This window comes from Cryobacterium algoricola, from assembly GCF_004402485.1.
Taxonomy (GTDB): Bacteria; Actinomycetota; Actinomycetes; order Actinomycetales; family Microbacteriaceae; genus Cryobacterium; species Cryobacterium algoricola.
This window is the reverse complement of record NZ_SOFG01000024.1, coordinates 220,955-239,733: the sequence shown is the minus strand read 5'-3', so window position 1 is coordinate 239,733 and position 18,779 is coordinate 220,955. Positions and strand designations below refer to the sequence as shown.

Below are 18,779 nucleotides of genomic sequence, written 5' to 3'. Positions count from 1 at the left end.
GCCGGTATGCAGTCAAGAGGAGCATCATGGATTGCATGACACGCCACGCTCCGATCCAGGACATCAACGAAGACTCCCTCGTCGTGAAGAAGCCGAAGACCAGCGCGGCGGGCCTCGAAGCCGTCGTCGTCGCGCTCGAGCGCGGCGTCGCCCAGGCCGGCATCGGCCGCACGGCCCGGGCCCTGCTCCGGCTCAACCAGCGTGACGGGACCGACTGCCCCGGCTGCGCCTGGCCGGAATCGCAGGGTCACCGCAAGACCGCCGAATTCTGTGAGAACGGCGCGAAGGCCGTCGCCGAGGAGAGCACCGTCCGCCAGGTGACCCCGGCCTTCTGGGCGGAGCACTCCATCGCCGAGCTCGCGACGAAGACCGAGTACTGGCTCGGCAACCAGGGCCGTATCACGCACCCCGTCGTCATCCGCCCCGGCGACACGCACTACTCGCAGATCTCCTGGAACGACGCGTTCGAGCTCATCGGCGAGCAGATCCGCGCGACCGTGCCCGACCGCACCGTCTTCTACACCTCCGGCCGCACCGCGAACGAGTCTGCGTTCCTGTACCAGCTGTTCGCCCGCTCGATCGGCACGAACAACCTGCCGGACTGCTCGAACATGTGCCACGAGTCCTCCGGGTCCGCCATGAACGCGACGATCGGCATCGGCAAGGGCACCGTCTCGCTCGAGGACATCCACCACGCCGAACTCATCCTCGTCGTCGGCCAGAACCCGGGCACCAACCACCCGCGGATGCTGTCCGCCCTGAAGGAGTGCAAGGACAACGGCGGAAAGGTGGTCGCGGTCAACCCCCTGCCCGAGGCCGGGCTGTTCAACTTCAGGGACCCGCAGTCCGTCTCCGGCCTGATCGGCGACGGCACCGCCCTCGCCGACGAGTACCTGCAGATCAAGGTCGGCGGCGACCTCGCCCTCTTCCAGGCGCTCGGCCACCTGCTCCTCGAGGAGGAGAAGAGGGTGCCCGGCTCCGTCGTCGACCAGGCCTTCGTCGACGCCAACACGCAGGGACTCGATGAGTACCGGGCCGCGCGCGGCGAGATCGACTGGGAGGAGACCGAGAAGGCGACCGGGCTGTCCCGGCTGCAGATCGCCGGCGTCGCGAGCATGCTCGTGGCGTCGAAGGCCACGATCATCTGCTGGGCGCTCGGACTGACCCAGCAGCCGCACTCGGTCAACACGCTCAAGGAGATCATCAACCTGCTTCTGTTGCAGGGCAACTTCGGCAAGCCGGGCGCGGGCGCCTGCCCGGTGCGCGGGCACTCGAACGTGCAGGGCGACCGCACGATGGGGGTCTGGGAGAAGCCGAAGGAGGCCTTCCTCACCGCACTCGACACCGAATTCGGCATCGTGTCGCCGCGCGCACACGGACTGGATTCCGTGGCGACGGTCGAGGCCTTCGAGAACGAGGACGTCGACGTGTTCGTCTCCCTCGGCGGCAACTTCGCCCTCGCCTGCTCCGACACCGCCAAGCTCGAGGCCGCGATGCAGCGGGTCGGGCTCACGGTGCACATCTCCACGAAGCCGAACCGCTCGCACGTGATGCACGGGCGCACCTCGCTGATCCTGCCGACCCTCGGCCGGACCGACACCGACGACAAGCACCCCGGTGGCCGCCAGGTGCTCTCCGTCGAGGACTCGATGTCGGTCGTGCGCACGACGCAGGGCCGCCTCGACCCGGTGTCCGAGCATCTGCTCGCCGAACCGGTCATCGTCGCCCGGATGGCGAGCGCGACCCTCGGCGCCGACCACCCCGTCGACTGGAAGGCGATGAGCGAGGACTACGACCTGATCCGCGACCACATCTCCCGGGTGATCCCCGGGTTCACCGACTTCAATCGCCGGCTGAAGACGAAGAACGGCTTCGTACTGCCGAACCCGCCCCGCGACACCCGCAGCTTCGCGACCGACATCGGCCGGGCCCGGTTCACGGTCAGCCCCCTCGAGTACCTGACGCCGCCGGCCGGGCACCTGATCCTGCAGACCATCCGCAGCCACGACCAGTACAACACCACGTTTTATGGGCTCGACGACCGTTACCGCGGCATCTCGAACGGGCGCAGGGTCATCCTGATCAACGAGGATGACGTCGTCGAACTCGGTTTTCACGACCGCGACCTCGTCGACGTGATCAGCACCTTCCGCGGTGAGGAACGCCGCGCGGACGAGTTCCGGCTCGTGGTCTACCCGACCCCGCGGGGCTGCGCGGCGGCGTACTTCCCCGAGGCGAACGCGCTGATGCACCGCGAACTCGTCGCCCGCGAGTCGAACACCCCCGGCTACAAGGCCATGTCGGTGCGCTTCATCGCCCACGAGCCCGCCCTGGTACCGACCGCCGGTTAGGACGCGGGGCCGAGCACCACGCGGAGCATCCGGGTGAAGGCCGCCCGCTCGGCGCCGAGCGGGGTGAAGAAGCGTTGGTCGACTCCTTCCACGGCCGTGGTTGCGTGTCGGGCGAGCTCGGCTCCCGCCGCTGTCACCCGGAGCGACCTGGCCCGGGCATCCGTCGGGTGACCCCGCCGTTCCACGAGGTCCTTCCGTTCCAGGGTGCGCAGCACCTGCGAGGTCATCATCGGGTCCGTTCCGGCGTGGCGGGAGAGTTCGCGCTGGGTGGTCGGCCCGTCTGTGTCGAGCCACGCGAGCGAGGCGAGCAGCACGAACTGCACATGGGTCAGGTCGAACGGCCGGAGTGCGGCCCGCTGGGCCGCCTGCCAGGCGTTGGTGAGCCGCCACAGCATCAGCCCCGTGCTGTCTTCCGCGGACGCGAACTCGCTGTCGAGCCCGTTCTCCCCGGCGTCCGGCATCAGTGGTCAGGGCCTGTAGGGGCAGCGGATGCCTCGGCGAGCGCGAACAGCCCGGCCATCGCCTCGGGGAAGTCCGCACTGATCTCCGGGCCGAGCCCCGGTCCGATCTCGTCGGCATCCTGCCCGGTGATCACGAGCTCGTGGGTGACCCGGGTTCCGCCGTCATTCGGTGTGAACGAGTGCCGGAACGTCAGCACGACGTCGCCGAATGTGGTCTCGTCGGCATACCGTTCGTTCGGGGCAAGTTCGATGATGCGGGACCGGAAGGTGTCCTGCCCGACCGGCGTGACGCTCAACTCGGTGCCGACGGTGAACGCCCCGTCCATTTCGAAGACGTCCCCGCCCGCGGCCGCGGCGACCCCGGTGTGGATGTCCCGAAACGCCGCCCAGACCGCGGCGGGCGTGGCGCTGGTGTCTGCCGTGTACTCAGTTCTCCACATGAGGTGACCTCTCGTCCGCAGCTGCCCCGCGAATCGGGGCAGTTAGTATGCGCACATACTAATTCGGCGTGGCGGAACCGGCAAGAGCCGAGGGGGCGGACGTCGCAGCACCCTCAGCACCGGCGACATCGTCCGCCGCGCGCCCGCCACCGCCCGTGATCCGCTCGGCGCCCGCGTAGATCACCATGGAGTCGCCACGCAGGAACCCGACGAGGGTCATGCCGACGTCCGTGGCGAGTTCCGCGGCGAGCGAGGAAGGAGCCGAGACCGCGGCCAGCATCGGGATGCCGGCCATCGCTGCTTTCTGGACGAGTTCGAAACTTGCCCGGCCGGAGACCTGGAGCACGGTTCCGCGCAGCGGCAGCCGGTCCTCCTTGACCGCCCAGCCGATCACCTTGTCGACGGCATTGTGGCGCCCGACGTCTTCGCGCAGCACAAGCAGTTCCCCGGTGGCGGCGTCGAAGAGTCCGGCCGCGTGCAGGCCGCCGGTCTTCTCGAAGACGGCCTGACCGGCCCGGAGCACGTCCGGGAACGTGATGAGGCGTTCGGCGTCGAGGAGGACGGGGTCGTCCGAGACGGTGAAGACCGACCGGGTGCGCACGGCGTCGATGTTCGCCTTGCCGCACAGCCCGCACGCGCTCGTGGTGAGGAAGTTCCGTTCCAGGCTCGGGTCGGGTGCGGCGACGCCGGGCGCGAGGCTCACGTCGAGGACGTTGTAGGTGTTCTCACCGTCGACGGTGGCGCCGGCGCAGTAGCGCGCCGCGAAGAAATGCTCGCCGCGGCTGATCACGCCCTCGGAGACCAGGAAGCCGGCGGCCAGGTCATAGTCGTTGCCGGGCGTCCGCATCGTCACCGCGAGCGAGGTGCCGTTCACGCGGATCTCGAGCGGCTCCTCGACGGCGAGCACGTCTTCCCTGGTGGTCCGGCGGCCGCCGACGGTGAGTCGGACGACCTTTCGTCGTGCAGTGATTCGTGTCATTGTTGCTGGTCACCCTCCGATGTACGACATTTCGATCTTCTTCTTGCCGGATGCCCGCAGCTCGCCCGTTTTCGCGCTCCGCAGGTCCGAGTACCGGTCGGTCCGCTCTCGCCAGACCGACGCCATGGCCGCGGACAGCTCGTCGTCCGTGGCGCCGCCGCGCAGAAGCGCGCGCAGGTCGTGTCCCTCCGTCGCGAACAGGCAGGTGAAGAGTTTGCCGTCCGTCGACACCCGGGCGCGGGAACAGGTCGAGCAGAACGACTGCGTCACGCTCGAGATCACCCCGATCTCACCGCTGCCGTCGCGGTAGCGCCAGCGCGCCGAGGTCTCACCGGTGTAGTTCGGGGCGACCTCCTCGAGCGGCAGTTCGGCGTCGATCCGGGCGATCACCTCGCTGGAGGGAACGACGGCGCCCATCTCCCAGCCGTTGCTCGACCCGACGTCCATGAATTCGATGAAGCGGAGGACGACCGGGGTGCCCTGGAAGTGCCGGGCCATCGCGACGATGTCCCCATCGTTCTGGCCGCGCTTGACGACCATGTTGACCTTGACCGGGCCGAGCCCGACGTTCGAGGCGACCTCGATGCCGTGCAGCACCTTCGCGACCGGGAAGTTCACGTCGTTCATGGCCCGGAAGGTCACGTCGTCGAGGGAGTCGAGGGACACCGTCACCCGGCGGAGCCCGGCCTCTTTAAGGGCCTGCGCCTTGACCGCGAGCGCGGAGCCGTTGGTGGTGAGGGCGATGTCGATGGGCCGTCCGTCCGGGGTGCGGAGCGCGGCGAGCTGGGCGACGAGGTCCTCGAGGCCGCGACGGAGCAGCGGTTCCCCGCCGGTCAGCCGGATCTTGCCGACCCCGTGCGCGACGCTCACCCGGGCGAGCCGGGTGATCTCCTCGAAGGTGAGCAGTTCGTCGCGTTCCATGAAGGCGAAGTCGCGGCCGAAGACCTCCTTCGGCATGCAATACACGCACCGGAAGTTGCACCGGTCCGTGACCGAGATCCGCAGGTCGTGCAGCGGCCGGCCCCGGGTGTCCGTGAGTGTCGGGTTTCCGGTCATACGCTCCACCCTAATCTTCTGTCAGCATGGCCCCGCGACACGGATGCCCGGCCAGGGCGGCCCTGGCCGGGCATCCGCTCGACACGGCTGCTGTTACGTCACTGGTTCACTACTTGACGTAACCGTTCGGGTTGAGCACATATTTCACGGACTTGCCGGCATCGAACTCGGCGTAGCCGCGCGGCGCGTCCTCGAGGCTGATCGCCTGCGCGTTGACGGCCTTCGCGATCTGCACCTTGTCGTTCAGGATCGCCATCATGAGCTTGCGGTTGTACTTCATCACCGGGCACTGGCCCGTCGTGAAGGACAACGACTTCGCCCAGCCGAGGCCGAGCCGGATCGAGAGCGACCCGACCTTCGCGGCCTCGTCGACCCCGCCCGGGTCACCCGTGACGTAGAGCCCGGGGATGCCGAGCGCGCCACCGGCCGCCGTGATCGTCATGAGCGAGTTGAGCACCGTCGCCGGACGCTCCTCCCCCGCGGCCTGGCCGTGCCCGCGGGCCTCGAAGCCGACCGCGTCGACGGCGCAGTCGACCTCGGGTACACCGAGGATCTGCTCGATCTGGTCCTGCGGGTCGCCCTTGCGCAGGTCGACCGTCTCGCAGCCGAAGCTGCGGGCCTGGGCCAGCCGCTCCTCGTTGAGGTCGCCGACGATGACGGCGGCCGCTCCGAGCAGGTGCGCGGACGCCGCAGCCGCGAGGCCGACCGGCCCGGCACCGGCGACGTAGACCGTCGACCCGACGCCGACATTGGCGCTCACCGCCCCGTGGAACCCGGTGGGGAAGATGTCGGAGAGCATGGTCAGGTCCATGATCTTCGCGAGGGCCTGGTCCCGGTCCGGGAACTTCAGAAGGTTCCAGTCGGCGTACGGCACGAGAACGTATTCGGCCTGGCCGCCGACCCAGCCGCCCATGTCGACATAGCCGTATGCGCTGCCGGGGCGGTCGGGGTTGACGTTCAGGCAGATCCCGGTCTTGCGCTCCTTGCAGTTGCGACACCGGCCGCAGGAGATATTGAACGGGACCGACACGATGTCGCCGACCTTGATGAACTCGACGTCCGGCCCCGTTTCGACGACCTCTCCGGTGATCTCGTGCCCGAGCACGAGGTCTGCGGGCGCTGTCGTGCGTCCGCGGACCATGTGCTGGTCCGAGCCGCAGATATTGGTGCTGACCGTGCGGAGGATGACCCCGTGCGGCACCTTCCGGCCGACATTGGCCGGGTTGACACCGGGCCCGTCCTTCAGTTCGAAGGTGGGGTAGTCGATGTCGATGACCTCGACGTGTCCCGGGCTCTTGTAGGCAACTGCTCTGTTCCCTGTCATTACATACCTTCCTAGATTCTGCGATGTGATCCTCTGTACACGGCCGCTCCGGTCGTGCGAGATTGCAGTGGTGCTAGTTGGTGCGCTGTGGGGGTGGTGCGTTACTCATCGGTACCGTCTTCGACGAAACACCCATCGGTGGGGGATATCAAGGGGGTGGCCGAGACTCTGGGCGGATGCGGATGCGCGGGCCTCCGGGAGCGCCTAGCGTAAGGGGCATGGCCCTTCCTCCCCTTGTCGAACCCGTTGCCCGGCTCACCCCGACCGAATCCGTGCGCACCGCCCGCCAGCGCCGCCTGCCGCAGCTCGACGATCTCGGCCAGCGCCGTCTCGCGAACGCGAAGGTGCTCGTGCTCGGCGCGGGCGGCCTCGGCTCCCCCGCCCTGCTCTACCTGGCGGCCGCCGGAATCGGCACGATCGGCATCGTCGACGGCGACGACGTCGAACCCAGCAACCTGCAGCGCCAGATCGTGCACGGGCAGGCGGATGTCGGCCGGCCGAAGGTCGTGAGCGCCGCGGAGTCCATCGCGGCCATCGCGCCCGCCACCATCGTCGTCCAGCACGCCGAGCGCCTGGACCACGGCAACGCCCGCGCGCTCATCTCCGGGTACGACGTCGTGATCGACGGCACAGACAACTTCCCGACCCGGTTCCTCGTGAACGACGTCTGCGCCGAACTGGGGAAGCCGCTCGTCTGGGCATCCGTGCTGCGCTTCGATGCCCAGCTCTCGGTGTTCTGGGCCGCCCCGCCCGCAGGGAGCGGCGTCGCGGGCGTGCAGTTGCGGGACCTGTTCCCGAATCCGCCGGCGGAGGGCGAAGTGCCCAACTGCGCGGAGGCCGGAGTGCTCGGCGCCCTCTGCGGCCAGGTCGGTTCGCTGATGGCGACGGAGGCGATCAAACTCGTCGCCGGCATCGGTGCGCCGCTGATCGGGCGGGTGCTCGTGATCGACGCCCTCTCCGGGCGCTTCACCGAGGTGCCCCTCGTCGGCGGAGACGCTGAGCTCCACGCCCGGGCCGCCACGGAGGCAGCGGAGGCCGCAGCCGCGACAGCGACCGGTTCCGGGCCTGCGCCCACTCCCGCCTGGCCGACGCTGTCACCGGCCCAGCTCGTCTCCCGGCTCGTGGCGCGTGCGAACGGCGCAGACGACTTCATCGTCGTCGACGTGCGCGAACCCGGAGAGCACGCCGAAAGCGCGGTCCCCGGCTCGCTGCTGCTCCCCCTCGACCAGCTGCGCAGCCCGGAGGGCCTGGCGTCGCTGCCCCGCGACGTACCCCTCGTGCTGCACTGCGCGCAGGGGCCGCGCGCCCTGAGCGCCGCCGCCGCGCTCGCTGCGGACGGCTTCACCGACCTGACCCTGCTCGAGGGCGGGATCGCGGCCTGGGACGCCGCCGTCACCCAGGGCTCAGCGCCGGGATCCGGGCAGAAATGGTCCACCCAGTGGTCGGGGACCTGGTCCCCGGAGTGGTCCATCGAAGCGCGGAGCTGACCGTGGTCGCACCGGAGGGCGACGCCGGCCACCACGGCCACATGCGGCGCGACGGGCACGGTGACGCGGCATCCGCCCGCCCGGTCGCCGAGCATCTCGACTGGATTCTGGCGCAGCTGCCCGTTCTCGAGCCCGTCCGGGTTCCGCTCGACCATGCGCTCGGGCTCGCACTCGCCGAGCCCGTCACGAGCGCGACGGACACCCCGCCCTTCGACAACTCGGCGATGGACGGGTACGCCGTGCGGCGTGCCGACCTGCTCGCCGCGACACCGGGGAGCCCGGTCATGCTGCCCGTCGTCGCCGACCTCGCGGCGGGTACCGCGCAGAACCCGCGCATCGACGCCGGGCAGGCCGCTCGCATCATGACCGGGGCTCCGATCCCCGACGGGGCGGATGCCGTCGTCCCGATCGAGGACACCGACCGGGGAATCGACCGGGTCGGCATCCTCAGGGCGCCGGAACCCGCCGCGCACATCCGCAGGGCCGGCAGCGATGCCGCCGCCGGCGACACCGTGCTGCGGGCGGGGACGACGCTGTGGCCGACCAGGATCGCCGCCGCCGCGAGCGCCGGCCGGGCCGAACTGCTTGTGCACCCCGCGCCCCGGGTCGCCGTGATCTCCACCGGAGACGAACTGATCGTGCCGGGCTCCCCAGCACGGCGCGGCCAGATCCCGGACTCCAATTCCTACCTGCTCTCCGCCGCCGTCGCCCAGGCCGGCGGCGTCGTGCACCGGATCGGCGCCGTCCCCGACAACGAGGAATCCCTCCGCAGAGTGCTCGACTCCCTCGTCGGAACGGTGGACGCGATCATCCTCTCCGGAGGGGTCAGCGTCGGAGCATACGACGTCGTCAAGGCCGTACTCGCTCCGCTCGGAATCTGGTTCGGTCCCGTGCGGATGCAGCCGGGCAAGCCCCAGGGCTTCGGCCGGCTGCCCGCAACCGGCACCGGCACCGGCAGCGGCGACGCCGGCAGTAGTGCCGTCAGCGCAGCCGGGGGCACGGGCACGGCCGGGAGTACTACCGGGAGCACGGCACCCGGCCCGATCGTGTTCGCCCTGCCCGGTAACCCGGTGAGCGCGTTCGTCTCCTTCGAGGCCTTCGTGCGTCCGGCGCTCCTGTTCATGGGCGGCCACGGCAACATCACCCGCCCGACGATCACCGGGACCGTCGCCCGCGGCTGGAGCTCCCCCAGCGGGCGGCAGCAGTACATGCCCGTCGTCTGCGAACGCCGCGGCCCGGAGACCCTGGTCTGGCCGGCCACTTCCGGCGGCTCCGGCTCGCACCTCGTCGCGGGGCTCGGCCAGGCCGAGGGCCTCGCCGTCGTCTCGGAGGACTGCGACACCGTGACCGAGGGTGATCTGCTCCCCGTCATGCTGGTGATATGAGTCATTCCGGAGATGTGAGCCATGCTGGTGTCATGACTTCCGCCCGAGACGAAACCACCGCCGCCCCGACCCCGCAGCCCGTACCCGATCGGCGGACAGTGCGGGGAGCGCAGGGCGGACAGGCCGCGCAGTCGGCGCAGCCGTTCACGCATCTCAATGCGGCCGGCCAGGCCCGGATGGTCGACGTGACCGAGAAGCAGCCGACCGTGCGCAGCGCGACCGCTGCGGGCTTCGTGTTCTGCGGACCCCGCGTGGTCGCCGCGCTTCGCGACGGCACGACGCCCAAGGGCGACGTGCTCGCCGTCGCACGCATCGCGGGCATCCAGGGTGCGAAGAAGTGCGCTGACCTGCTCCCCCTGGCCCACGTGATCGGGGTTCACGGTGCGGCGGTCGACCTCACGATCGAGGACACGGGCGTGCGCGTGGCCGCGACCATCCGCACGGCCGACCGCACCGGCGTCGAGATGGAGGCGCTCACGGCCGTGTCGATCGCTGCTCTGGCGGTCGTCGACATGGTCAAGGGACTCGACAAGTCCGTCAGCATCGGGGACATCCGCCTGATCAGTAAGACCGGCGGCAAGTCCGGCGACTGGCTGCGACCCGCCGAGTAGGGCCCGCCCATCATGCCCGACCCCCTCGCCCCGAACGAATTCGACGGAGTTGTGGGGAAGAACGCACCGGAGAAGCCCGAAACCGCGGGTTTTGGGCAAAATCTCCGTCGAATTGGTTCGGGACCCGGCGGCTCGGGGCCCGGCGGTTCGGAGCCCGGCGGCTCGGGGCCCGGCGGCTCGGGGCCGATCGACCTGATCGTGCTCGCCGGTGGCCGCGGCAGCCGCCTCGGCGGTGCCGTCAAGCCCGCCGTCGAAGTCGCCGGCCGCACACTGCTGTCCCGGGTGCTCGACGCGCGCACGCTCGCCCGTCGAGTCGTCATCGTCGGGCCGGTGTCGGCTCGGGTGGCCGCCGGTCCTGAGGCGAGCGGAGTGCTCTGGGCGCTCGAGGACCCACCGTTCGGTGGCCCCGTCGCGGGTATCGCCGCCGGCCTCGCCGCCCTCGCCCGGCCGGTACCCGCGCCCGCATCCACACCGGGAGCCATGCCCACACCCGCATCCGCATCCGCATCCGCAGCGGGAGCCAAGGCCGTCGCACCCGGGGCCCGACGCGAACCCGAAGCCGGACCCACACCCGCGGGCACGGCGCCCGCCCCGGCGGAGTGGCTGCTCGTGCTCGCGTGCGACCTGCCCTGGGCAGCGGCCGCCGCCGGCACCCTCGTAGCGGCCCTCAGCGATCAGGCCCTCGCTGACCAGGCCCGCGCTGAGCCTGGCCTCGCTGACCGCGCGGGTACGAACGCCTCCGGCCCGGACGCCCTCGATGGCCTGCACCTGTCCGACGCGGACGGTCACCCCCAGTGGCTCGCCGGCCTTTACCGGGCAAGCGCCCTCCGAAGCGCCGCCGCACGTCTGGGCCCCGGAGTGGACGGAGCGAGCATGCGCGCCCTCCTCGCCGGACTGCGTCTCGTCGGAGTCGCCGACGCTGACGGCAGCGGACGTGACGTGGACACGTGGCAGGATGTTGAGTGGAGCACCGCGCTCCTGTCGGGAACCAGCCCGATCAGCAGCACCCCTCCGAGGAGCGACACCGAATGAGCACCTCCACCCCCCTGCCTCCCGAGGCCCTCGACGACTGGCTTGCCGTCCTCGCCGCCGGACTCGACCTCGATCCGGCCGACGTTCCGGTCGGCGCGCTCCTGGACGTCGCCCGCGACGTCGCCCATGGCGTCGCCCGTCCTGCCGCCCCGCTCAGCACGTTCCTCGTCGGTTTCGCCGCTGCCCGCAACGGCGGCACCGCTGCCGACATCGAGCAGGCGTGCGCGACCGCCACCCGGCTCGCCCTGGCCTGGCCGGCGACGCACCCCACCGAGACGCGCTAGTGGCCGGCATCCGCTTCTTCGCGGCCGCAGCAGAGGCGGCCGGCACCGAGACCACGACCGTCGATGTTGCGAGCATCGGCGAGCTTCGAACCTTCCTGTCAGACCGGCACGGCGCCGAGTTCGCCAAAATCCTGTCGCGCTGTTCCCTGCTGGTCAACGGCACGAGGGCAGCGGATGATGCGGTCCCACTCGCCGGGACCGATATCGTCGACGTCTTGCCCCCCTTCGCCGGCGGCTGAGTCTCCGGCCACCTCCGACTCCCCACCGGGTCCGTGGGCCGCGAAAGCGATGGATCCTCCTCAACAGGTGCCTGATCAAAGGACGTTTCCACAGACCTGAGCCTTGCTCAAGGAATGTCGGTGGTTGGTCGTAACGTGGGGGCATGACCACCCTCCCCGTATCGCCCGCTTCGCCCGATCAGCCGCATGGCGACCGGGTGCTCGGCGGTGTGCTCGATGGGTTCCGGTCGATGGTGAATGTCGTCACCGGGCTGGGCGGTTCGTCCGCCGCTGTTGACACGCTCAGTGATGAGGCGGTGCTCGAGGGGCACGCGTTGATCGCGGAAGCGCGGCGGGCGCTCGATACCCAGGCGGCGTGGTTCGCGGCGGCCCTGGCCCGCAGGTCGCGTCCTGAGCTCGGTGGGAAGGGCCTGGCGGCCCGGAAGGGTTTCCGTAGCCCGGAGGATCTGCTGCAGTCGATCTCCGGGTCGAGCAAGGGTGATGCTGTCAAGCTCCTCGGGGTGGGACGGCTCCTGGTCGAGACGGATGCTGCCGAGAAGGCGGCGCGGGAAGCTGCCGAAGCGCAGAAGCTGCTCGACGAGACTCCGCCCCTCGACGGGCAGGACGGGATCGGCGGAGGGGCAGGCCCCGACGGGACCGGCGGGCAGCCACCCCTCGACGGGCTGGCGCCGAGCATGCCGCCGGTGCCGGCGGCCGCGGTACCACCCTGGCACGCCCCGATCGGCCGGGCCCTCGGGGAGGGCTGGCTCAGCGTCGAGAAAGCGGACGCACTCCGCAAAGGCCTCGGCGACCTAGACAAAGCGATCACCCCAGAGAAACTCGCCACCGCCCTCGCCCGGCTCCTCACCGAAGCACGCACCCTGAACGCCGACCAACTGTTCAAACGGGCCCGCCGGGTGCGGGACGTACTCGATGAGGCCGGCATCGCCGCCCGGGAGAAAGCCGCCTACGACGACCGGTCCCTGCGGTTCTACCGGCTCCACACCGGGCAGGTACGCATGGTCGGCCTCTTCGCCCCCGAAGACGGCGAATACCTGATGCAGACCTACGATGCCATCACCAGCCCCCGCCGCGGCGGGGTCAGGTTCGTGGACAAGGAACAGGCCGCGTGGGCCAAGCGGGTGCAGGACGACCCGCGCACCACCGAGCAACTCACCGCGGACGCATTCCTCGCCCTGACCAAACTCGGCGCCAAAGCCGACCCCAAGCGCATCGCCGGCGGCCGCAGCCCCGCCGTGCGCATGGTCACCATCCGCCCCCGGAACAACACACCCACCGGCACCACACCGACCGGGACCGCACCGACCGGGACCGCACTCATCGGCGTGGCACCGGCCGGTGCCACACCGACCGGGATTACACCCACCAGCGCCGCACCAACCGACGCCGCACCTACCGGGTCCGCGTTCACCGGCGTCGCACCGTCCGCGACGGCCCAGGTTCGGACCGCTCTTATCGGGACCGCAGCCGGCGGGACCGAACCGGGCGGGCCGACTCCCGACGCCGTGGCCGAAACCACAGCCGATGCCGGTCGCGAGACCGAGGCACCCGCGCTCCAGCCCGGCGTCATCGAGGGGACCGCGGTCACCGTCTCCACCGACACCCTCGAAAGAAACCGGTGCGACAGCGGGCTCCTCGATGTCACCTTCGATAACCACGGCAGCGGTATCGACCTCGGCCGGGAGCAGCGCACCTTCAGCTCAGCCCAAAGAGCGGCCCTCGCCCTTCGCGACGGCGGCTGCATGTGGCCCGGCTGCGACCGGCCACCCTCCTGGACCGAAACGCATCACATCCAGCACTGGAAAGACGACGAAGGCCCCACCAACCTCGACCAAGGCATCCTGCTCTGCCGGGCCGACCACCTCAGACTCCACAACGAACACTGGCGCATCACCCGAGACGACACCGGCCGCTACTGGCTCACCCCACCACCCGGACTCGACCCCGAACAGACAGCCATCCTCCTCACCAGCAAGAGCGGAATTCTCCGCGACGACGACTGAGCCGGCGGAGGATCGGCGCCGCAGAGCGGACGGTGGGGACGGCAGATTCGATGGGCCCGATGCGCTCGACAGGCTCGTACGCCCGGGAGGGCCGAGCGCCGGGTCCGCTACGGAACCACTGTGCAGCGGACGCCGGGTCGATTGCGAGCGACGCCGCTCACGCGAACGGCCGCCAGAGATGCCGGAGACTCCGGAGGCGCTAGAGCCCCAGGCCGACCCAGGAGTGGGTGCCGTCCACTTCGTACTGCTTCTTCCAGATCGGGACCTCGGCCTTGACCGCCTCGACGAGCCGCTCGCAGACCAGGAAGGCGTCGGCGCGGTGCGCGCTCGCGACGGCGGCGACGAGGGCGAGGTCGCCGACCTCGAGGTGGCCGATCCGGTGGCTCACGACGAGCTCGACCGCGGGGTTCGCGGCCCGGAACCGGGCGGCGATCTCCGTGAGGATGCGCCCGGCATCCGGATGGGCGCTGTAGTCGAGGCCCGTCACAGCGCCTGTGGCATCGGGGTCGTGGTCCCGCACCTGGCCGACAAAGGTCACGACGGCGCCGGCCGACCGCGACGACACCGCGAGGACATGCGCGGCGACGTCGAGCGTCTGCTCGGTCACGAGGGACAGCGGAGGTATGCGTTCGGAATCCACAGCCCCAGAGTACCCGCGGCTGCCCGCGATGACCCGCGAGCCCCCACGAATCCCCGCGAATCCCCGCGAATCCCCCGTACCGGCACCCTCCCTAAGTACCCGTAACGGGCAGTATGCTGTCGCCGGCGGAAACCATTCACCGTCGAATCGACAGCCGGAACGAGGTTCACCGATGACGCACCAGCCCCACAGACTGATCCCCGCGAGTTTCACTCCCGGCCCCTCCCTCACGCTGCGCACACGGGTCGAGATCACGCCCGACTTCGGTCGGAGCGCCACGATCGCCGGCTACGCCGTCTCGAGCGACGGTCCCGTTCCCCCGGCGATCGGGCTCGACCGTGCGGCGCTCACGGATGCCGGGTTCACCGGGGCGGTGGGCCAGACGCTCGTGCTGACCCGGGCATCCGCACCGACCCTCGTGGCCATCGGCGTCGGCGGGCAGGGGCAGCTCACGACCGCGACCCTCCGGGACGCCGCCGCCGCCTTCGCCAGGGCCGGCCGGCACGGACGCCATCTCGCGACGGACCTCATGAGCGCCGCGAGCGGCCTCGAACCGGTCGCGGCCAGCGCCGCCGTCGTCGAAGGAGCCCTGCTCGCCCGCTATCGCTACCTCGAACTCAAGACGAAGACCACCGAGGTACCCCTCGAGGCCCTCGACCTCGTCGGGAGCACAGCGCACCCCGCCGGCGTCACCCGCGGTCTCGCCCTCGCACGGGCGACGGCTCTGGCGCGCGACCTCGCGGCGGCCCCGCCCTCCCACCTCACGGCGACGGTCTTCGGCGACTTCGCCGAGGCCCTCGCACCGCAATTCGGGCTCGAGGTGAGCGTGTTCGACAAGGCGGAGCTCATCGACCTCGGCTGCGGCGGCCTCCTCGGCGTCAACGCCGGCAGCATCGAAGAGCCCAGGATGATCGAGGTCCGGTATCGCCCCTCGGGACAGCCGACCGGCCACCTCGCCCTCGTGGGCAAGGGCATCATGTATGACTCCGGCGGGATCGCGCTCAAGCCGGGAGACGTCACGCACCTCGCGATGAAGATGGACATGTCCGGTGCCGGCGCGATCTTCGCCGCGATGACGGCGCTGGCCGAACTCGGCTGCACGAACGCCGTGACCGGTTACCTGATGTGCACAGACAACATGCCCTCCGGTTCGGCGACGGCGATGGGCGACGTCCTCACGATCCGCGGCGGTACGACCGTCGAGGTGAAGAACACCGACGCGGAGGGGCGGCTCGTGATGGCGGATGGCCTCGTCCTCGCCACCGAAGAGGGCGTCGACGCCATTGTCGACCTCGCGACCCTCACCGGAGCGGCCCTCGTCTCGCTCGGCCCGATGATGGCGGCGCTGTTCGGCAACGAGCAGGGCATCGTCGACCAGGTACGCGCAGCATCCGACCTCACCGACGAGACCGTCTGGCAGCTACCGCTCGACCGCCGCTATCGCAACCAGCTCGACTCGGACGTCGCGGACATGTCGAACCTCGGCGGGCCATTCGCCGGTGCGACGACCGCCGCCCTGTTTCTCGCGGACTTCGTCGGCGACACCCCCTGGGCGCACATCGACATGTGCGGTCCCATGCAGTCGGACTCCGATGACTCCTGGCGGACCAAGGGACCGACCGGTTTCGGCGCCCGCCTGCTCGTCGAACTCGCGCTCGGCTTCCGGCCCCCGGCCTCCTGAAGACGACCGTCGCCACCGGAGACAGACGGCCCGCCCGTGTCAGGGAGCCCTGACGAGGTCGCGCTGTCCCGTTGGCGCGAGCTCACACCCTCTCGAAGACGGCGGCGAGGCCCTGGCCACCTCCGATGCACATGGTCTCGAGCAGGTAGCGCCCCCCGGTGCGGTGCAGGTGCCTGCTCGCTGTCGCCAGGATGCGTGCGCCGGTTGCGCCGACGGGATGACCCAGGGAGATGCCGGAGCCGTTGACGTTGGTGCGTTCCCAGTCGGCGTCGGTGAAGTTCCACTCCCGGCTTACCGCGAGCACCTGGGCGGCGAATGCCTCGTTGAGCTCGATCAGGTCGATGTCCGCAAGGGTGAGCCCTGCACGTTCGAGAGCTCTCTTCGTTGCGGGCACCGGTCCGATTCCCATCCGCGACGGCTCTACGCCGGCCCTGGCCCAGGTCACGAGGCGCACGAGCGGCGTGAGCCCGAGTTCGGCGGCGCGTTCCGGGGTGGTCACGAGGCACGCGGCGGCCGCGTCGTTCTGCCCGCTTGCGTTTCCGGCGGTGACCGTCGCGTCGGCATCCGTGCCCAGCAGGATGGGACGCAGCCCGGCGAGACCGGCCAGGGTCGTGTCCGGCCGCGGGGTTTCGTCGCGGGCGACGACGACGGCGCCTTTCCGCCCCGGAACAGTGACCGGCACGATTTCGGCATCGAAACGGCCCTCTGCGACGGCCGTCGCGGCACGCTGCTGCGACCTCACGGCGAGCTCGTCCTGCTCGGCACGACCGACGCCGTACTCCCGGCGCAGGTTCTCCGCGGTCTCGAGCATGCCGCCCGGAACCGGATAGTTGCGGCCGCCCGCGGTCTCCCGTCCGCGACTGAGTGCGTCGCGGAGCAGCAAGCCCGGCCCTGCCCCGATTCCGAAGCGTGACTCGACGGTGTAGAACGGCGCCTGGCTCATCGAGTCGACGCCGCCGGCCACGACGACGTCGCTGATGCCGGTCTGCACCTGCATCGCCGCGTCGAGCACGGCCTGCAGGCCTGAGCCGCACCGCCTGTCGAGTTGGAGCCCGCCGACGGTCACCGGCAGACCGGCGTTGAGGGCGGCGACGCGGGCGACGGATGCCGCCTCCGCGGTCGGGTAGGCCTGCCCGAGGATCACGTCGTCGATGACGCCCCCGTCGATGCCGGTACGTTCCAGCAGCGCCGCGATCACCGCGGCGGCGAGGTCGGCCGGTGCGACCGTGGCGAACACGCCGCCGAAGCGCCCGATCGGTGTGCGCAGCGGTTCACAGATGACGACCTCGCGCATCCGCTCGTTCATGCGCCGACCCACGACAGGAGGGTGCGAATGACGCCCGGTTCCGCGGGCACAAGCAGCCGCGCCCCGGTCGCCGCCTGGACGTCCGCGACGGCGACGCCCGGAGCGACCTCGCGAAGTACGAGCCCCTCAGCGGTGACGTCGATCACCGCGAGGTCGGTGATGATCCGGGTGACCACGGCCTTGCCGGTCAGCGGCAGGGAGCATTCTTCCAGGATCTTGAAGTCGCCGGCACGCGTGACGTGCTCCATCACGACGATCACGGTGTCCGCACCGTGCACGAGGTCCATCGCCCCGCCCATGCCCTTGATCAGCTTGCCCGGCACCGCCCAGTTGGCAATGTCTCCCGACGCCGAGACCTGCATCGCGCCGAGCACGGCCACGTCGATGACCCCGGCACGGATCATGCCGAAGCTCTGCGCGGAGTCGAAGTACGCCGCACCGGGATTGACGGTGATGGTCTCCTTGCCGGCGTTGATCAGCTTCGGGTCTTCCTCGCCCTCCCACGGGTACGCGCCGACGCCGAGCACCCCGTTCTCCGAGTGCAGGATGACCTGCACCCCCTCGGGCAGGAAGTTCGGGATCAGGGTCGGCAGGCCGATCCCGAGATTGACGTAGCTGTCTGGGGCGAGTTCCTGCGCGGCGCGGGCCGCCATCTCGTTGCGGGTCAGGGGCATGTCAGCCTTCCATTCTGGAGGTCGGGGCGGATGCCGCGGCCGCGGCGGCAGCTCCCGGCCGCGGCCGGGTCGTGACCTTCTCGATCGGCAGGTCGCGCGCATCCGCGTGGTTCAGCTGCACGATCCGTTGCACGTAGATGCCGGCGAGGTGCACGTCGTCCGGATCGATCTCGCCCGGTTCGACGAGCTCGTCGACCTCGGCAATGGTGATCCGGCCGGCCATCGCGGCCGGCGGGTTGAAGTTGCGGGCCGATTTCTCGAAGACGAGGTTGCCGTGGCGGTCGCCGCGAGCGGCGCGTACCAGGGCGAAGTCGGTGACGATCGCCTCCTCGAGCACGTATTCCTGCGTCTTGCCGAGCGAGGAGAACACCCGGGTCTCCTTCGGCGGTGAGGACACCAGTACCTCTCCACCCGGTCCGTAGCGCCAGGGCAGGCCGCCGTCGGCGACGAGGGTTCCGACGCCGCTCGCGGTGAAGAACGCGGGGATGCCGCTGCCGCCCGCGCGGAGCCGCTCGGCGAGGGTGCCCTGCGGAGTGAGCTCGACCTCGAGTTCGCCGCCGAGGTAGCGCCTGGCGAAGTCCTTGTTCTCGCCGATGTATGACGCGATGACCCGGCTGATCCTGCCCTCCCTGAGCAACTCGCCGAGCCCCCAGCCGTCGACGCCGCAGTTGTTGGAGACGACCCGGAGGTCGGTCGTGCCCCGGTCGAGCAAGGCGCGGATCAGCACGATCGGCACGCCGACGAGGCCGAAGCCGCCGACGGCGAGGGAGGCGCCGTCTGGGATGTCCGCGACGGCGGCCGCCGCTGAGGTGAACGTCTTATCCAT

General features: G+C 70.4%; 18 protein-coding genes. 9 read left to right on the top strand and 9 right to left on the bottom strand.

The genetic code is table 11. The annotated features are described in order from the left end of the window. Positions 1–35 precede the first annotated feature (35 nt). Positions 36–2,351: an FdhF/YdeP family oxidoreductase gene (locus E3O44_RS18175; RefSeq protein WP_134536416.1), complete on the top strand. Its 2,316-nt coding sequence runs from the start codon at positions 36–38 to the stop codon at positions 2,349–2,351. Here E3O44_RS18175 and E3O44_RS18170 read toward each other — a convergent pair. The 5 genes from E3O44_RS18170 to fdhA form a co-directional block, all read right to left on the bottom strand. Beyond that, positions 2,348–2,812 (bottom strand): MarR family winged helix-turn-helix transcriptional regulator, encoded by a 465-nt coding sequence (locus tag E3O44_RS18170; protein WP_134536414.1) that lies wholly within the window; start codon positions 2,810–2,812, stop codon positions 2,348–2,350. The two genes, E3O44_RS18175 and E3O44_RS18170, sit on opposite strands and share 4 nt — an antisense overlap. Continuing rightward, complete coding sequence (locus E3O44_RS18165; RefSeq protein WP_134536412.1) at positions 2,812–3,252, bottom strand: SRPBCC family protein; 441 nt, start codon at positions 3,250–3,252, stop codon at positions 2,812–2,814. The genes E3O44_RS18170 and E3O44_RS18165 overlap by 1 nt, the downstream gene beginning before the upstream one ends. 58 nt (positions 3,253–3,310) lie before the next feature. Then, on the bottom strand, positions 3,311–4,231 hold the full coding sequence (gene fdhD, locus E3O44_RS18160) for a formate dehydrogenase accessory sulfurtransferase FdhD (protein ID WP_134536410.1): 921 nt from the start codon (positions 4,229–4,231) through the stop codon (positions 3,311–3,313). Positions 4,232–4,240: 9 nt separating this feature from the next. Next, positions 4,241–5,287, bottom strand: coding sequence for a GTP 3',8-cyclase MoaA (moaA, locus tag E3O44_RS18155; RefSeq protein WP_134536408.1), 1,047 nt, complete (start codon positions 5,285–5,287; stop codon positions 4,241–4,243). Positions 5,288–5,396: 109 nt separating this feature from the next. Beyond that, on the bottom strand, positions 5,397–6,611 hold the full coding sequence (fdhA, locus tag E3O44_RS18150; RefSeq protein ID WP_134536406.1) for a formaldehyde dehydrogenase, glutathione-independent: 1,215 nt from the start codon (positions 6,609–6,611) through the stop codon (positions 5,397–5,399). A gap of 218 nt (positions 6,612–6,829) precedes the next feature. On the opposite strand from fdhA, the gene E3O44_RS18145 reads away from it, so the two are divergent. From E3O44_RS18145 to E3O44_RS18115, 7 genes are all read left to right on the top strand, one after another. Beyond that, a complete protein-coding gene (locus tag E3O44_RS18145; protein ID WP_134536404.1) occupies positions 6,830–8,098 on the top strand; it encodes a ThiF family adenylyltransferase in 1,269 nt (422 codons plus the stop codon). A gap of 2 nt (positions 8,099–8,100) precedes the next feature. After that, positions 8,101–9,483: a molybdopterin molybdotransferase MoeA gene (locus tag E3O44_RS18140; protein WP_134536402.1), complete on the top strand. Its 1,383-nt coding sequence runs from the start codon at positions 8,101–8,103 to the stop codon at positions 9,481–9,483. 32 nt (positions 9,484–9,515) lie between these two features. Beyond that, a complete protein-coding gene (moaC, locus tag E3O44_RS18135; RefSeq protein WP_134536400.1) occupies positions 9,516–10,094 on the top strand; it encodes a cyclic pyranopterin monophosphate synthase MoaC in 579 nt (192 codons plus the stop codon). Positions 10,095–10,106: 12 nt separating this feature from the next. Next, positions 10,107–11,126 (top strand): molybdenum cofactor guanylyltransferase, encoded by a 1,020-nt coding sequence (mobA, locus tag E3O44_RS18130; protein WP_134536398.1) that lies wholly within the window; start codon positions 10,107–10,109, stop codon positions 11,124–11,126. After that, entirely contained in the window at positions 11,123–11,410 is a 288-nt protein-coding gene (locus E3O44_RS18125) for a DUF6457 domain-containing protein (protein WP_198416014.1), read from the top strand. The genes mobA and E3O44_RS18125 overlap by 4 nt, the downstream gene beginning before the upstream one ends. Then, entirely contained in the window at positions 11,410–11,649 is a 240-nt protein-coding gene (locus E3O44_RS18120) for a MoaD/ThiS family protein (protein WP_134536396.1), read from the top strand. Before E3O44_RS18125 ends, E3O44_RS18120 begins: the two co-directional genes overlap by 1 nt. Before the next feature lie 143 nt (positions 11,650–11,792). After that, positions 11,793–13,652, top strand: coding sequence for an HNH endonuclease signature motif containing protein (locus E3O44_RS18115; protein WP_134536394.1), 1,860 nt, complete (start codon positions 11,793–11,795; stop codon positions 13,650–13,652). 199 nt (positions 13,653–13,851) lie between these two features. Here the strand turns inward: E3O44_RS18115 and E3O44_RS18110 are convergent, their stop codons facing one another. After that, entirely contained in the window at positions 13,852–14,292 is a 441-nt protein-coding gene (locus E3O44_RS18110; RefSeq protein ID WP_241976420.1) for a molybdenum cofactor biosynthesis protein MoaE, read from the bottom strand. Between the two features lie 172 nt (positions 14,293–14,464). Between E3O44_RS18110 and E3O44_RS18105 the strand changes: the two genes are divergently transcribed. Beyond that, positions 14,465–15,973, top strand: coding sequence for a leucyl aminopeptidase family protein (locus E3O44_RS18105; RefSeq protein WP_134536392.1), 1,509 nt, complete (start codon positions 14,465–14,467; stop codon positions 15,971–15,973). Positions 15,974–16,055: 82 nt separating this feature from the next. On the opposite strand, the gene E3O44_RS18100 is transcribed toward E3O44_RS18105, so the two are convergent. The 3 genes from E3O44_RS18100 to E3O44_RS18090 are packed head-to-tail and all read right to left on the bottom strand — an operon-like array spanning position 16,056 to position 18,779. Beyond that, entirely contained in the window at positions 16,056–17,291 is a 1,236-nt protein-coding gene (locus E3O44_RS18100) for an acetyl-CoA C-acetyltransferase (protein ID WP_241976419.1), read from the bottom strand. After that, positions 17,276–17,953, bottom strand: coding sequence for a 3-oxoacid CoA-transferase subunit B (locus E3O44_RS18095; RefSeq protein WP_134536390.1), 678 nt, complete (start codon positions 17,951–17,953; stop codon positions 17,276–17,278). The genes E3O44_RS18100 and E3O44_RS18095 overlap by 16 nt, the downstream gene beginning before the upstream one ends. A gap of 1 nt (position 17,954) precedes the next feature. Next, positions 17,955–18,779 carry a CoA transferase subunit A gene (locus E3O44_RS18090; protein WP_134536388.1) on the bottom strand — a complete coding sequence of 275 codons (825 nt, stop codon included), beginning with the start codon at positions 18,777–18,779 and terminating at the stop codon, positions 17,955–17,957.

Coding starts and splice junctions, on each gene's coding strand:
- E3O44_RS18105 (WP_134536392.1), top strand. CDS start 14,465: ATGACGCACCAGCCCCACAGACTGATCCCCGCGAGTTTCACTCCCGGC.
- mobA (WP_134536398.1), top strand. CDS start 10,107: ATGCCCGACCCCCTCGCCCCGAACGAATTCGACGGAGTTGTGGGGAAG.
- fdhD (WP_134536410.1), bottom strand. CDS start 4,231: ATGACACGAATCACTGCACGACGAAAGGTCGTCCGACTCACCGTCGGC.
- E3O44_RS18115 (WP_134536394.1), top strand. CDS start 11,793: ATGACCACCCTCCCCGTATCGCCCGCTTCGCCCGATCAGCCGCATGGC.
- E3O44_RS18175 (WP_134536416.1), top strand. CDS start 36: ATGACACGCCACGCTCCGATCCAGGACATCAACGAAGACTCCCTCGTC.
- fdhA (WP_134536406.1), bottom strand. CDS start 6,611: ATGACAGGGAACAGAGCAGTTGCCTACAAGAGCCCGGGACACGTCGAG.
- E3O44_RS18170 (WP_134536414.1), bottom strand. CDS start 2,812: ATGCCGGACGCCGGGGAGAACGGGCTCGACAGCGAGTTCGCGTCCGCG.
- E3O44_RS18145 (WP_134536404.1), top strand. CDS start 6,830: ATGGCCCTTCCTCCCCTTGTCGAACCCGTTGCCCGGCTCACCCCGACC.
- E3O44_RS18125 (WP_198416014.1), top strand. CDS start 11,123: ATGAGCACCTCCACCCCCCTGCCTCCCGAGGCCCTCGACGACTGGCTT.
- E3O44_RS18165 (WP_134536412.1), bottom strand. CDS start 3,252: ATGTGGAGAACTGAGTACACGGCAGACACCAGCGCCACGCCCGCCGCG.
- moaA (WP_134536408.1), bottom strand. CDS start 5,287: ATGACCGGAAACCCGACACTCACGGACACCCGGGGCCGGCCGCTGCAC.
- moaC (WP_134536400.1), top strand. CDS start 9,516: ATGACTTCCGCCCGAGACGAAACCACCGCCGCCCCGACCCCGCAGCCC.
- E3O44_RS18095 (WP_134536390.1), bottom strand. CDS start 17,953: ATGCCCCTGACCCGCAACGAGATGGCGGCCCGCGCCGCGCAGGAACTC.
- E3O44_RS18090 (WP_134536388.1), bottom strand. CDS start 18,779: ATGGATAAGACGTTCACCTCAGCGGCGGCCGCCGTCGCGGACATCCCA.